12 protein-coding genes are annotated in these 13,236 nt (G+C 62.8%); all 12 read right to left on the reverse strand.

The features are described from left to right. Positions 1 to 1,979: conjugal transfer protein TraG N-terminal domain-containing protein (locus tag FFS08_RS17050; protein WP_137871842.1), on the reverse strand; the 1,979-nt coding region annotated here is incomplete at its 3' end. A gap of 18 nt (positions 1,980 to 1,997) precedes the next feature. After that, complete coding sequence (locus FFS08_RS17055; RefSeq protein WP_066701128.1) at positions 1,998 to 3,452, reverse strand: conjugal transfer protein TraH; 1,455 nt, start codon at positions 3,450 to 3,452, stop codon at positions 1,998 to 2,000. Then, positions 3,452 to 4,279: a conjugal transfer protein TraF gene (locus FFS08_RS17060; protein WP_083216030.1), complete on the reverse strand. Its 828-nt coding sequence runs from the start codon at positions 4,277 to 4,279 to the stop codon at positions 3,452 to 3,454. Before FFS08_RS17060 ends, FFS08_RS17055 begins: the two co-directional genes overlap by 1 nt. 283 nt (positions 4,280 to 4,562) lie before the next feature. Beyond that, the gene (locus FFS08_RS17065; RefSeq protein ID WP_070936368.1) at positions 4,563 to 6,356 is read right to left on the reverse strand and encodes a conjugal transfer protein TraN; all 1,794 of its coding nucleotides are present in this window, start codon (positions 6,354 to 6,356) and stop codon (positions 4,563 to 4,565) included. Positions 6,357 to 6,394: 38 nt separating this feature from the next. Beyond that, positions 6,395 to 7,141, reverse strand: a complete 747-nt coding sequence (trbC, locus tag FFS08_RS17070; RefSeq protein WP_137863634.1) for a type-F conjugative transfer system pilin assembly protein TrbC — start codon at positions 7,139 to 7,141, stop codon at positions 6,395 to 6,397. Positions 7,142 to 7,153: 12 nt separating this feature from the next. Beyond that, positions 7,154 to 8,173 (reverse strand): conjugal transfer pilus assembly protein TraU, encoded by a 1,020-nt coding sequence (gene traU / locus FFS08_RS17075; RefSeq protein WP_096367889.1) that lies wholly within the window; start codon positions 8,171 to 8,173, stop codon positions 7,154 to 7,156. Beyond that, on the reverse strand, positions 8,173 to 8,442 hold the full coding sequence (locus FFS08_RS17080; RefSeq protein ID WP_066701131.1) for a hypothetical protein: 270 nt from the start codon (positions 8,440 to 8,442) through the stop codon (positions 8,173 to 8,175). The genes traU and FFS08_RS17080 overlap by 1 nt, the downstream gene beginning before the upstream one ends. Beyond that, positions 8,442 to 9,098 carry a type-F conjugative transfer system protein TraW gene (gene traW, locus FFS08_RS17085; RefSeq protein WP_066701132.1) on the reverse strand — a complete coding sequence of 219 codons (657 nt, stop codon included), beginning with the start codon at positions 9,096 to 9,098 and terminating at the stop codon, positions 8,442 to 8,444. Before traW ends, FFS08_RS17080 begins: the two co-directional genes overlap by 1 nt. Next, on the reverse strand, positions 9,095 to 9,631 hold the full coding sequence (locus FFS08_RS17090) for a S26 family signal peptidase (RefSeq protein WP_066701133.1): 537 nt from the start codon (positions 9,629 to 9,631) through the stop codon (positions 9,095 to 9,097). Before FFS08_RS17090 ends, traW begins: the two co-directional genes overlap by 4 nt. After that, positions 9,612 to 10,286 (reverse strand): TrbI F-type domain-containing protein, encoded by a 675-nt coding sequence (locus FFS08_RS17095; RefSeq protein ID WP_070936364.1) that lies wholly within the window; start codon positions 10,284 to 10,286, stop codon positions 9,612 to 9,614. Before FFS08_RS17095 ends, FFS08_RS17090 begins: the two co-directional genes overlap by 20 nt. Then, on the reverse strand, positions 10,279 to 10,638 hold the full coding sequence (locus FFS08_RS17100) for a hypothetical protein (protein WP_066701135.1): 360 nt from the start codon (positions 10,636 to 10,638) through the stop codon (positions 10,279 to 10,281). Before FFS08_RS17100 ends, FFS08_RS17095 begins: the two co-directional genes overlap by 8 nt. 5 nt (positions 10,639 to 10,643) lie before the next feature. Beyond that, entirely contained in the window at positions 10,644 to 13,235 is a 2,592-nt protein-coding gene (gene traC / locus FFS08_RS17105) for a type IV secretion system protein TraC (RefSeq protein ID WP_066701136.1), read from the reverse strand. Between the last annotated feature and the right edge of the window lies 1 nt (position 13,236).

The following is a 13,236-nucleotide window of genomic DNA, read 5'->3' on the forward strand; positions in this document are numbered from 1 at the left end:
CGCCCACCGCCACCCTTACGACCTCCGCCGCCGCCGATGCCGCCATTGATCCCGCCGGTCACCTGATCGAGCGTGCCGGCTGACCGATCACGGCCCATCGAGATCCGATCGGTCAACCCGGTCGAGGAGCGCTCCTCTAGGCCCTGCGAGCTCGACCCGGTAACACGATCGAACTTCTCGACATTTGTATTTGCGGTGGACCCGCTTCCAGATTCAAAGCCTCTGGATCGCTCGGACGAGACCCCAAACGCACTTCGGTTCGTGTGTGTGCTGGTCAGAATATCCTGCGCGGCATTCTCCCACGCTTGCGCTTGGCGATGCGCCGCGCTCGACATTTCCCGCCATTCCGCGACGGTGCCGCTGTTCATGGTTGGCGTGAACCCCAGCCGCGAGATCGCGCCCGACATGTCGATGACATCTTGTCCATTGCCGAAGCCCGACACCACGGCGCCGTTGTCCTGGCGCCAACCCACGCTGGTCGCACCGCCCGTGAAACTCGGCGCAATCGACCATTGGTCGCTCTGGCGCATGTTCGACGTCGCATTCGCCCAGCTCACATTGCCGTAAGAATAGTTTCCCGTGGTCTGTTCCAGCGCGGCAGCCTCGGCGGCGTTCTGTGCCGGCGCAAGCATCGAGGTCGCCTGGCCCGCGATCGACATCGCGCCCCGTGCAAGACCCGCGGCGAGAAATGGGATGCTCATCAGCATGAAGCCGGCGATCGTCGCAGTCTCTCCATTCACGGCGCCGATGCCGGCATAGGTGCCCAGCGTGACGCCGCCGGGCGCGACCCCCGCGGCGGCGGCCTCGGCTCTTGTCATGCAGATCATGTGCAGGATGACATAGAGAGGCCCCCAGGCTGCGAGATAGAAGAAGCCGATCGCATAGCCCTTCAGGGTCGCGAGACCCGTTTGCGGCATCAGGAACAATGGGAATATCACCGGGAACATCGCGAAGAAGACCACGGTCAGCACGATGTTGAGGATGGGCACCCAGGCCATCGCCTGCTGTGCGATCGAATTATAAGTGTTGCGTGCCTGAATGTCGGCGCGGGTCTGCGCGAAGGTGTCGATCGTCGCCGCGCCCGATCCGCCCGCCATGCTGTTGCGGGCTTGCATGAAGGCGTTGATCGCCGTGTTCTGCCGCATGGAATCGCTGTAGTTGCTGCCCGAGCCGGTGAACGCGGCATTGGCGATCGGCAGATCGTGCCTCAGCTTGTCGGCCGCCAGCGCGTTGCTCAGCTTCGGGTAAAGCTCCTTCCCCCAGAACGGCGTGTTCGCCTCGATCATCGGCGCCCACCGCGCATTTAGCATGTCGTAAGCCTGCCGGCAGGTGACGATCGCGCTGGTGACGGTCCCATCGCCCTGCCGTTCGAGCCATTCCTGCGATCGGGCTTCCGAGCCGGGACCGATTTCCGCCCAGAGATCCTTCGATTGCGCCAGGACGGTCAGCGACTTCCGGTAGAGCATCACGTCCCCGAAGACGCATTTCTTGAAATGCTCCTCAAGATTGGTCGAGAACTCGGCATCGCGGATCACGAAGTTGCGAGTGGCGTCGAACAGGCGCGCGCCATAGACCATGCCGTTGGTCGAATAGTTGAGCTCGCTCGGCATCACGAAAACGGTCTCGGCCGTCCGCGTCAGCCAGTCGCCAATCTGCGTGGTGAAACTTGCCAGAACACCAAGCCCGAGCGGCACGTTCGCGACCGTTGCCGGTGCCAGTGACGGATTGATCCGGTCGGTGACCTTCACGTCGATGGTCGGCACCATGAGGCAGAGATAGATCGCCGTCGATTGCAGAAACCAGTTCATCCACACGCGAAAGTTCATCGTGAAGGCGACGACGAGCAGAGAGTAGATGAGCCCCATCACCATCACGACGCGGAGGAGCGAGCGGTATCCACCTCCCCCGGACCAGGCAGCGACGGCATTGAAGGTGTTGACGAGATATTCCCCGCCCCCGACCGTAAAGACCTCGAGCATCGCGCCGGCTCCCCTGCCCTAATTCAGCCCTTGTGCGTTCAACCCGCGCGAGAAATTGAGCGCGGACGCCATGCCCGGCGTCATCGAATTCTGGAGCGTGGATTCGAGCATGATGCTGCGATCGATGATCTGCATCGTCACCTGCAGCTTGTTGGAGAGCTTCACGTCACGCTGCGCGAATTTCTGCCGCGTCGCAGCGATTTGCTGTTTCCACTGCGTCGCGGTGGCCTGGTCGAACGTCTGATAGTGAGTCTGCGCCTGCTCGACGCGATCGAGCATGTTATCGAGCATCGCGGCCAGCAGATCGACTGCGACGATCTCTGAGAGCGTTTCGATTTCGCCGTCGGTCAGCGCGTAATGCGCATAGGCCTGGACTGACAGGATCTTGTAGAGCGGTACGGTCGCGAGGTTGAGGAGCTGCTTCTCCGAACCGTCGAGCGCGGTGTCCGTCCTGATCTTGCTGCTCATCGAGCGGATCATCCCTGCGATCCGCGGCCGCAACGCCGACGAGGCCGGCACCGTCAGGGTCTGCTCACCGACATCGTAGCAATCCGTGTCGTTGCACTTGAGCATCTTCACCGCCGGTGCGTTCGCCGTGCCGTCGAGCAGCGCCGTAACCACCGCCTCCTCGGCGGGCCCGAACATGATGACCTTCCCGCCTACGCTCGGATCGGTTGATGGCGTGGTGATCACCGTGCCGACGAGCGTCATGATATATTCGGAGAATGACTGGTCGAACGCCCCGAATTTGGCGGACTTCTTCAGCGCCTCCCAAGTGTAGTTGTGTGGCTCGCCGACGAGCTGGTCCTTCATGCTCGCATCGGTATTGCCAGCGATTGTGCTGTCCCGGCGGTTGCCGTTGTTGCAGCCTTGCCGTGAAGCGGCCCAATCGGAGAATATGCCCTGGCTGTTGCCGACCGCCTCGCAGATCGTCGAGCGGGTGGTTTCCATCTGCGGCCAGATTCCACCGACCAGCGCCTGCGCCGTCTCGCAGCTCGATATATTCATCTGGTTGAGAAGCTGCGCCTTCTGGCTGAACTCATCCATTACCTTCCCGATCTCTGGCGAAACGGAATCGATCGCGAGCTTGAAGGCGAAACCAAGGGCATTGTTGGCGGTCGCCTTCAACATCGCCACGATTTCCGAGGCGTTGATGAAGGAGAAGCTGCCTGCGAACAGGTCGATGCCGCCGCAGCCCGCCCGCGCGCTCGGAAGCTGCAGATTGAACGGCGAGACGCTCTTCTGCGGAAAGCGGGTCCACACGTTGCCAAGCGAGTAATAGCCCGCGGACTGACCCTGGAATGCCGTCGGCCCGGTGACATTTGCGGCGCCACCGGCATCGTTGAAGAAGCCGTTCATCTCAGACGCGACATCAGCGTGCGCGACGCCGACGATCGCGAAATGGGAAGCTGCGATTAACGCCAGACCAGAGCCGAACTTCCGGCGCAGGACGCCCTTTTTTGCCTGTGTCATCAATAGTCGCTCCCGACCTTGGTGTTGGTCAGCATGAAGATGCGGTCCATGATTTCGTCGGCGCTGAGCACGCCGTAGCCGACCGGAATCGTCCGCTTGGTCTGGGTATCGAACAGGACCAGCGCAGGCGTTTCATTGCCCGGCACACCCATTCGTGCCCGCTGCCCGGAATCGACGACGTAATTCGGAAAATCCCTGCTCGGCCCGCCGTCCATGGATACGGCCATCACCGTCATCCGATGACTATCGGTGACCGATCGCAGGATCGGCGCGAACACCTCGCACGCGCCGCAACTTTGGGCATAGAAATAGAACAGCCCGTAGCGCTGGCCGAGGCTGGTGAGGACAGCATCGCGGTCGGCCTTCCGATTATCGAGCCACAGACGCTTGCCGACCGTCGAAACCGGGCGTTGCAGCGTATAGTCGAGGTCCGGGTTCTGCCAGAGCGCGCGTTGCCAGGTGTCCGAGAATGTCGACGCGCGATCGAGCTGTTCGCGCTGGAAGCGGATATAGTTGATGACGTTCGCTTCCGTCGGCTCGAGGATGGCCTTGGCCTTCAGCTCGTCGAGTTGCTTGGCGATCGCGGCGATCCGATCCGTGGCGCGATCCGCTTCGACAGGCGTCGCCGGCTTGGCGTTGTCCATCGGCTTTGGCTTCGCGCAATAGAACCACTGCCCCAGCCTGCGCTCGCCGCAGTAGAATTCGTCCGGCCGATCCTGCTCGATGGTATCATTTCGGGCCGCGGGCGCGTCCTGGGCAAGCGCGGGCGCCCAAATCGCCGCCGAGAGAGCTGCCGCAAGGATCACCGTCCGGTCAAGAATTGCCATGTTCCGTCCCTCCCTCGGCCTTACCGGGCGACTGTGCAGGGCGTTCGCGGGGCGGGCTTTCTTTGCGCGCTTCCCAATCCGGTAAATGAACACAGCAATCGGCCACCGTTGCGGCGTGCCGGGAGGCGCACGGCGGGCGCGGCGACGGGCTCTCGTGCGCTGGCTGAAGCAGCAGCGCTGCCGCGATGACGGGCAGCTCAAGAAGCGGCATCGACATGATCATTCTCCCTGACTTTCTGGCTTCGGACGGCCTCCCCCCGGCGTGGTGCACATCTGACCCGCCTCATTTTCCGTGGAGGTCGTAGTAGGACTGAATTTTCGCCTGGATGTCCGTCATCGTCTGGACTTCGTCAGGCAGCTTCGCCGCATCCATGAAGTCCGCATACACCTCGGTGAAATTCATGACGGAGAGGTCGAGGCGGGCAAATTCGTCGACGGTGAAGCCCTGACACGTTTCCTTTTTGGCGCTCCCCCAAGGCTTGCCGAGCTGTGGCCGGCCCTGTTCCTGAAGCACGCGGCTGAGCTTGCTTTCAAAGCAGCAATAGGCGGTCCGCTTCGTTGTGCAGATGCCGAGGATCTTCGATGAGCAATAGGTTCCGAGATTGTGGCACAGACCCATCCGATCCTTGATGTCGAGCTTCATCTCGTCCTGCGAACAAGCGAACAGGGTCAGGAAGGGCGTCGCCAACGCGGCGATCGCCGCAGGCCCGCCGGCCAGTGCGGCTGCGCCTGCACCGACCGTCAGCAGGCCTGACGTTTTGCCGGCGCAGCAGTTGATGAGCCCGAACACCGGCTTGTGACAGGTCTCGCGATTGCCCTTGAAGACCGTGAAATTGGTCTCGTCGAACTCCTCACCGGCCTGGTCGATCGAATGCAAGGCGACGAGCGCATCCTTGAATTCGGTCGACGCCTCGCGAACGATCGGCTCGCAATCACCGTTGATGCAGTAGACATCGTCGCCGCAAATATATTGCGGTGCGTCGCTGGTCCCACTCAAGGGCGTCGGGCATTTATAAACCCGGTTTTCGACCTGACATGCGCCGCCGTTCGGTTCGTCATCAAGGCATTCGGTCCGCAAATAGGTGCAGGCCCGATTGCTCTCGAGGTCGCCGCAGTCGCTGGCGGGAGTCAGCGTGTGGCAGGTGAAGTCTCTTTTCCACGCCCAGCATGCCTGGGTTATCGGCACCCCATTGATGACGCGGGTCTCCGGGCCCTCGGTGCAAATCTCCCCCGCAGGATCGGCCGTGCACATGGCATCCGCTGTAAGATGTCCACAGCCGTCGGCCCTCTTGACGGTGACCTGCGTGTCGGTCGTTTTGGCATGCCAATCCCGTCCGGTAATCGGGCTAGGGAGGAAGGCAATTCCCGTCAGGTCCTGGGAGCAAACATATTCGGTGGCGTTGTAATCGTCGCAAAATTTGTTCGTCGAAACGCCGTAGATGCGATGGGCGGCGCACGCCTGCATCACCACGCCAGTCGGACGGCATGTCCCGGCCGTTATATGCGGCGCCATCGAATCGTACCGTGCGAACGGGGTGCCGTAGGCGCTGTTGGGAACCACAAAGAATTTGAAGGCGTCGACCGTCGTCGTCTCCGGCACCATCGTGATCGAGCAGGAGCGCGGCTGGTCCTCGATCTTCGTGCCCTGATTGCAGGTCGCTTCGTAGTAGCCTGCGTTCCCAACCGCCGGTGGCAACGGCACACAAGACCCGCCACCGCCGCTATAATCTTCACCGGCCAGATAGGTGGATGGATCGTTCTCAACCGACGTCGCCCTCTGCGTGGCCGCCAAGATCTCCGAATTGCTGAACGTCGCGCGCGTCCGATCGGCGTCCGTCGTGATGCGATATTGCTCGTTCGAGGACTTCGCCGATTGACCGGCCGCCTCAAGTCGCTCGGGATCGTCGAAATAGGAACCTTCGGGCAGGCTCGGGCCGGAATAGCCGGGGACCGCTGCCGCCTGGGCGTCACTCGACGGTACGAGCGTCGGATCGTTGCGCTTCTGGGTGCCGAGCTCCTTGCCCTGCTCCCGCGCCTCCTCGACGGTCGTTTGCGCCAGCGCCGGCGTTACGACCATCAGCGCGACAACGAGCGCAGCCGAGGCGGGGATCGACCTCACCGATTGACCTTGCGCATGTTGGAGAGCCCAACGGCGGCGACGCGGGCACCCGGGCCATTCCCCTCGGCAAACTGCTCGAGCGCATATTCAACCGAGACGTTGCCAATGAGACGGTCGTGGGGCTGAACCTTGGTCTGGCACGAGAAACCGGCGCAAAGGTCGAAATCGGACGAGACGGCGATATAGGTCGGAACAGCTTGGACGTCGAAAGCGCGGAAGAGGCGCGGATCAATACCGACATTGGCGAAATCGTCCTGCCGGGTCACGATCTTCCCGAGGGCGGACGAAAACTCCTTCATCGAATTGTTCGGAAAGCCCCGGAAGACGACCACACCGCCCGCGCGCGCGGTATCGCCGATCAATTGCTTGAGCGCCTGTGGCGGCATCGACAGGCTGGCAAACACTATGAACTGGGGTGCTTCGCCCTTCCCCACCGTCGCGTTCGACGCGGCGCCCGCTACGATTTCGTCGAAGTCGACCGGACCAGCGGGCCCCTTGGGCAGATCGGTCTTCGCAACGCGCTGCATGTTGGCCATGCCACCGTCATTCACATTGGCCGCCTCCTCGCGGAACGCATCACCCCTGTCCTTCACCTGATTGACGAACGCCTCGGCATCAGCCTGAAGCTCGGCTGAGCGCTTCTTGATCGCCTGAACGTCGATCCCATCGACGCTCTGCGCAAGCACCGCCGATATGCTGGCGATGCCGAGAACAGCAGTAGAAGCCCAAAGATATCCGCGCATCGAAAGGCCCCCCTAGAGAACGCAGCAGTTGCGTTTGCGCCAGACCAGGTAGCCCATGTCCTCGCCACCGGCGGGATAGGCGCGGCCTGCGTCGGGCGGCATGGTGGATGCCCCGATCGCGGAGCAAGCGAAGCGACCGCTCACGGTCGGGATCGGATTGACCATCTGAAAGCGGTATTGCTGCTTCCGCATGATCGGCATGAGGTACTTCTTGCAGAGGCCCGCCGACCCCATCGTTCCCCACGCCAGCGCCTCGCGGTGCATCTTGTACGCAAAGCGCGACAGCGCGAGCCGCGAGGACTGAACGTGGCCGATCGACGACGGCACGTTTCCATTGAGCGGATACATGCTGCCCTGGCAGCCAGCGCACCAGAATAGCGGATCGAGCGGCAAATGGGCGGTGCCGGCGATGCAGTCTCCGGCGCAGGCAACCTGGGCGATCGGATTGGCAAAAACGATGGCTTCCGGGTTGATGAGTGCTGTCAGCGAGTCGTCCTGCCAGAGCGGGTCGATCTCGGTCATGTACGCGATATCGAAACTTGCCTGCTCGAAGCAGACGAAGTCGGTCAGGATTTCCATCCAGTAGAGGAGCGGGTACACATACCAATGGACGTGCCATTTGGCCGTGCTCTGGGAGCGGCCGCCCACCATCGACGGGCCGGCCAAATAGCCCTGTCCGATGTCGAAGCCGGGTGCGATGCGGATACCACCAAGGTTCGGAAAGCACCAAGGCTTCATGGTCACGTCCGCGAGGCGCGCTGGTTCCCAGAAACCGACGGAGATACCGATCCGAGGAATGGGGCTGCCGCAGGCGCAAATAGGCGAAGCCGGATTGGCTGTATCCGGCCGGCCGCTCGGCCAGATCTTGAGGCCGCCCACCGACAGCGGGAAGAGGCACGACCAACAGACATCGGTGATCGGGTTGACGAACTTCCCGTGACAGGTCGGTCCCGCGGCCTGAGCGCTCGGCGCGAGAATGAAGGCGGCGATCATCGTCAGGAGGAGCCGCAGAGCCCATCGCGCGCTATGCATCATTGCTCCTCCCCGCTTGCTTCCAGAAATGAGGTGTCGGCGCGATGCTTCCGCGCGAGGTAGACGGCGGTCGTGCAGATATTGGCAAGCAGAAGTACTGCGATCGCGCATGGCGCCGCCCGCCCGAAGGCGAGCGATAGCGGCTGCAGGCCAATAATCGCGGCGCCGAGCATCAGACAAAGCATCTGCCAAATCAGGCGCAGACGTCGCAGCGCGCCGGTCTCGGGGGCCGCCATCGGCGTGCGAAGCATGTCTAGCCAAGGTGGCATCAGCCTGTTTTTCCGGGCTTGAGCGCGACTTCGGACACGCGCATCACCCTGCCGGCCTGGGTGACGATTGCCGGTGTGTGCTCGATGCCGAACCGGGTCGTGAGCTTGCCTGCCTGGTCGAAATAGAAACGCCGCTTTTTCGCGGTCATCAGCTCGACCGGCGAGCCATTGACCAGGATGATCTTGGCCTTGATGTCGGAGTAATGCTCGATGGCCCACGCCGTCTGCGCGGGGTCGTCACCATCGATGAAGACGAGGTCCTGTCGGACCGAGACGAAGTCGAGCGGATTGATACGCTGGCCGGCCGCGGCGATCAGGTTTCCTTTCTGATCGCGAATGTCGCGCTCCATCATGACCGAAGGATCGAAGTCCCAGCTTCGGGCCGCTCGCGCCGCGGTTATCCCCGCCACGGGATCAGGACGCCGAACCTTCGCCTCGACGCGCTTGGCAAACATCTCATTGGTGCGCGCGAGTTCGCCACTCGCCTCGGCCCTGCGCAGTCGGGCTTCGATCGTCGAAAGCAGATCCGGCTCGATCACCGGAAATGCCTGTGCCGCCTGGCCATAATCCTTCGCTTCCGACCGCATCGGGGGAAAGACGAGCGCCGCGCCTAGCGCCGCAACCGCGCACACGCAGCTCGTGACAAGCATCCTCATAGGATTGGCTCCCCTGTCCCAATGATCTGGCGCCCGCAGACGAAGCCAATTTCGCCGTAACGGCTGTCGAAGCCGTCCTTGTGAGGCGTCGCCGCGAAATAGCATCCGGCCGGCACCCGTCCGGTGGCGCCAGGAGTCAGCGGCTCGCCGAAGCGTGTGAAGGGCTTCATCTGCGCGACCGGGTGACCATTCACGGCGACCGTCCGGCCGATATGGCTGATGATGTCGCCGGGCACGCCGTAGGCGATCTTCCCGAACATCTGTGGCTTCGCGCCGAAATGGCGGCGGAGGAGCTCGCCGGGCGGCGGATCGAAGAACACATAGTCGCCGCGTGCCGGCAGCTTGTGGCGCTGGATGAGAAACGCCCAATTCGGGAGCGAGTCCGTCGTGTTGATCAAAAGGGCGTGGCCATCACGCCATTCGCCGATCGCGCCGAAGCCAAGCGTCCCGGCGACGGCCACCGCCAGCATCCCCCACATGCGCGTGCGGGGACGCCAACGCAGGGCTTCCACCCTATTGGCCGCCGTTGCCATCAGGTCCTCCGAACGTCGAGACGGACGCACCGGGAATCTGCGGCGGGATTGGCTGGGCCGGAAAAGCCTGGCCCGCGGGCACCTGAGGGCTGGCGCCGGGGACGCCAGCCATCGGATCGATGGTTGCCCCCGGCGCCGCCAGCGGTGCTGCACGCGAGGCGGCCAGCGCCGATTGGGCAGCCGAGAGCTCCTGCATCCGCTGCAATTCCTCGACGGACATACGCTTGGGTTCGGGAACGCCCGAGGCAAAGACCGCCTTTTTCAGGCTGTCGGTGATGTCCGGCACGTTCTTGGTGAGCACGGCTTCACCGACAAGCACGATCTGGCCGTCTTGGCTCCTGCGCTGCAGTTCCTTGTCGAGCGAGGACATGAACGCCTGCATCTCGGCGCGCACGCGGTCGGGCGGCGAGCCTGAGAAGCGCTGTGCCTCGACATAGTCGCCGACCAGCGCCGACAACCGTGCCGAAACGATATGGTCTTGTTTCGACTGGGTCAGTGCCCGCGTCACCCACATTCCCCAGATGATCGCAGCGACGAGCAGCAACAGGATCAGCATCTGGACGCGCGTGAAGCCGCCAAAACCGACCCTGCGCTTCGCTGCTCGGGTCTCAGGCGCGGAAGGGGGAGGAAGGTCGAGTTGGGGTTGGTCAGCCATGAGGCGGAACTCCCTCATCCGCACGCTGCGGAAGGATGCGATTGGCGCGAAGAGCGACGACGGCGGTGGAAAGGATCATGTGCGCGATCGCGAACATGTTGAGGAAGGCGGCGGTGCGCGCCGGGTCCGCGGCAACGTAGCGCGTCGTGAAATTATTGAGCTGATGGACGAAACCATCGAACGAGAAGCCGCCGATCGCGAGGAAGAAGAGGCAGAAGAGGCCCCAGGTGATGAGCATCGTCGACGCGACAAAGCCGAGCCCATGCAGCAGGAAATGAAGCATGGTCTGCCATTCATGGCGCGTGAACCCGATGTATCGCCGGGCGGTGGTCGGGACCGGATGCGTCGCCATCCCTGCTACTCCGCCGCGATCGCGATCTCGTCCTCCGGGACGAGATTGCTGACCCACTTTTCGGGATTGTTCGGAAACGCGATCCGCTCGATCGCCTCGTCCATGCTGAGGCCCTCGGCGATCAGAGCGTCGATCGCCGCAAAAGTCTTCGGACTCGAGGAGAACAGCGCTGCGGAATAGGGGTCGAGGACCAGGCGGCCGACAGCGAGGGTGTCGGGCCCTTTGATCATGATGTCCGAATATTCGAAGCCGTTGCGCTTCAAGGATCGCAACAGCGCATCGGTGTGATCGTCCATCTCGAAGCGGTCATGCTTCTTGAAGTCTGCGATCGTCTCCGGCTTTTGCTGGAGGATCACGAACCAGTCGGAATTTTCGAGCGCCGCGACCGATCCGGCCGATTTGTAATAGTCGTTCAGCGATTGCGTCGCCGTGACCAGCGATGCGCCATATTTCCGGCAGGTACGCGCGTAGGTCTCGATGAAATCGGCCATCGCCCCGCCGCGGAGCATCTGCCATGCTTCGTCGAGGAGTAGCGCTTTCGGGATCGAACGATCCAGCTTGCGCATCATCTGCTGCGACATGAACATGATCGCCGTCAGGACGACGCTGCGCAGCTCCTCACGGGCAGACAGATCGGAGAGCTCGAAGACCGTGAGCTGGGCCGAAAGTTCGAACGAGACCTCGCCCTGAAAGAAGCGGCCGTAGGTGCCGCCCGACGAGAAGGGCCGCATCGCGATCGCAAGGTTCGCGGCCAGCCCGTTTCCGGTTGCCTCGAGCGCCTCGATGACAAGATCGATCGAGCCGCGGCTGCCGTGCGCCTCCCAGACCTGGTTCACGGCACCGTCGATCAGCCCGCGCTCGGTGTCGTCGAGCAGGTTGATATGCCGGGACATCTGATTGATGATGGCCTTCAGCATTGCCATGCAGTCGAGGAGATAGTCCTCGTCTTCGGCGGCCTGGGCCTCGTCGATCATCGAGAAGGGATTGAGACAGAAGCCCGAGCTCATGGTGAACTCGACAAAGGCGCCGCCCTGAAGTTTGGCCGAATGCTCGAACGAACGCCCGTCGTCGATCACGACCACTCGCGCGCCGGCACCGCAGAGCGAGCCGCATAATTCCTGCAGCGCGACCGACTTGCCGGAGCCCGATTTGCCGAACACGGCGACGTTGTGATTGCCGGCGGCATTCTCGAAGGGGCTCCAGAAGAAGGGCTGTCCGCGCCGGCCGATCAGCAGCAGGTGGGGAATGCTTCCGCCGAGATATTCCCCCTGCAGCGGCGCGAGATTTGCGGCCGTCGTCGTGAGCAGAGTGCGCATCCGCTTCATGCGCTCGAGATCCTTTGACAGGCCATTGGCCATCGTCATGGGCATCGCGCACAACAGACCCATCACCTGCAGGTAGCGGTCATCGAGAAGATCCCAGCCCGCCGCACGGTAGACCGACTTCAGCACTCGCTCGTTGCTGTCGCCCTGCCCTTTCGGCGAGAACGACGTGACGCTGAAGAACACGCGCACGAGCTTCCTGCCCTGCCGGATCTCTTCATTGACGTGTCGCCACTCCTGCGACTGCTCGCGGAGCTGCGGCAGGAAGCGGGACGATTTGGAATCGGCCAGGCTGGTCGTTCGCATGAACTTGTAGCTGGCCTTGTTGGTCGACGCCTGCGGGTCCGGGAACTCGATGCACAGGTTGGTCGATACGGGGCATGGCATGCGCAGCTTGTCGGTAAAGATGTCGCCGATCAGCCGGGTTACGTCCCATGGCGCCCAGCGCGTGGGCAGGTTGCGCACCGAGAAGGAGCGCACATCGAACACGTCGGGGTAGATCTCCCCGATCTCCGGCGCGCCCTTCAGCGTTTTTCCGGTCGGCCGGAAGCGCTCGGTCCGCAGCAACATGCGGTCCGGCTCGATATGCAGCTCGATATCCCTTCGGATCGCCTGATCGGCGATCGGGTCGAGAGGGTTGTAGCTCACCGCATCGTCGCCAGCGGCGGTGGTCGGCGACGTGATATCGTCGATCCAGCCGATGAGCGCGACCGGGTCCATCTTGCGGGCGGATACGTTCACCGATTGAAGAGCCGAGATCAGCCCGTCCATGAGCGATACGATCTGCTCGATCGTGATGTTTGAGGACTCCGGCGTCGAGTAGGATATCGCGACCCGATGATGGCGAAGGCAAAACGGCGCGTCGGCTGAAAGCGAATTCCAGACGCCGTCCGTCAGGAAGTCGACCCGGTGCTTGGCCATCCGTTCGTAAACGCCGCGCGCCGAGTAGCGGGGCAGATACCATTTCGAGAGCTGCTCGCCGATGCGCGGCGACATCCATTGGTGAATCTGAAGGCAGCCGGGCGCGGGAATGCCTTCGGACAGGAACTGCGCCAGGATCTCACCCGTCCGCTCGTCCGCGCCGACCAGCGGCGCGGCCTCGATCACGAAGCCGCGCGAGGCGCTATTGTAGAAGATACCGGTCTTCGGGTCGAAGCTTCGATAAGGGAGCCAATGCGCAAGCATCGGGACCACCAGGTCCGGCCGCTGGGTGTCCGGTCGCTTGCTGTCGCCGAAGATACCGGACAGCAACTCATCGAGGAAGCCGCTCGCCATC

The organism is Sphingomonas sp. 1F27F7B (assembly GCF_005503355.1).
Classification (GTDB): domain Bacteria; phylum Pseudomonadota; class Alphaproteobacteria; order Sphingomonadales; family Sphingomonadaceae; genus Sphingomonas.

Excerpts from the sequence above, each read along its gene's own strand:
- FFS08_RS17065 (WP_070936368.1), bottom strand. The coding sequence starts at position 6,356 with ATGGTCGTAACGCCGGCGCTGGCGCAAACGACCGTCGAGGAGGCGCGG.
- FFS08_RS17090 (WP_066701133.1), bottom strand. The coding sequence starts at position 9,631 with ATGGCAACGGCGGCCAATAGGGTGGAAGCCCTGCGTTGGCGTCCCCGC.
- trbC (WP_137863634.1), bottom strand. The coding sequence starts at position 7,141 with ATGCGCGGATATCTTTGGGCTTCTACTGCTGTTCTCGGCATCGCCAGC.
- traC (WP_066701136.1), bottom strand. The coding sequence starts at position 13,235 with ATGGCGAGCGGCTTCCTCGATGAGTTGCTGTCCGGTATCTTCGGCGAC.
- FFS08_RS17055 (WP_066701128.1), bottom strand. The coding sequence starts at position 3,452 with ATGACACAGGCAAAAAAGGGCGTCCTGCGCCGGAAGTTCGGCTCTGGT.
- traW (WP_066701132.1), bottom strand. The coding sequence starts at position 9,098 with ATGAGGATGCTTGTCACGAGCTGCGTGTGCGCGGTTGCGGCGCTAGGC.
- FFS08_RS17095 (WP_070936364.1), bottom strand. The coding sequence starts at position 10,286 with ATGGCTGACCAACCCCAACTCGACCTTCCTCCCCCTTCCGCGCCTGAG.
- traU (WP_096367889.1), bottom strand. The coding sequence starts at position 8,173 with ATGCATAGCGCGCGATGGGCTCTGCGGCTCCTCCTGACGATGATCGCC.
- FFS08_RS17100 (WP_066701135.1), bottom strand. The coding sequence starts at position 10,638 with ATGGCGACGCATCCGGTCCCGACCACCGCCCGGCGATACATCGGGTTC.
- FFS08_RS17060 (WP_083216030.1), bottom strand. The coding sequence starts at position 4,279 with ATGGCAATTCTTGACCGGACGGTGATCCTTGCGGCAGCTCTCTCGGCG.
- FFS08_RS17080 (WP_066701131.1), bottom strand. The coding sequence starts at position 8,442 with ATGCCACCTTGGCTAGACATGCTTCGCACGCCGATGGCGGCCCCCGAG.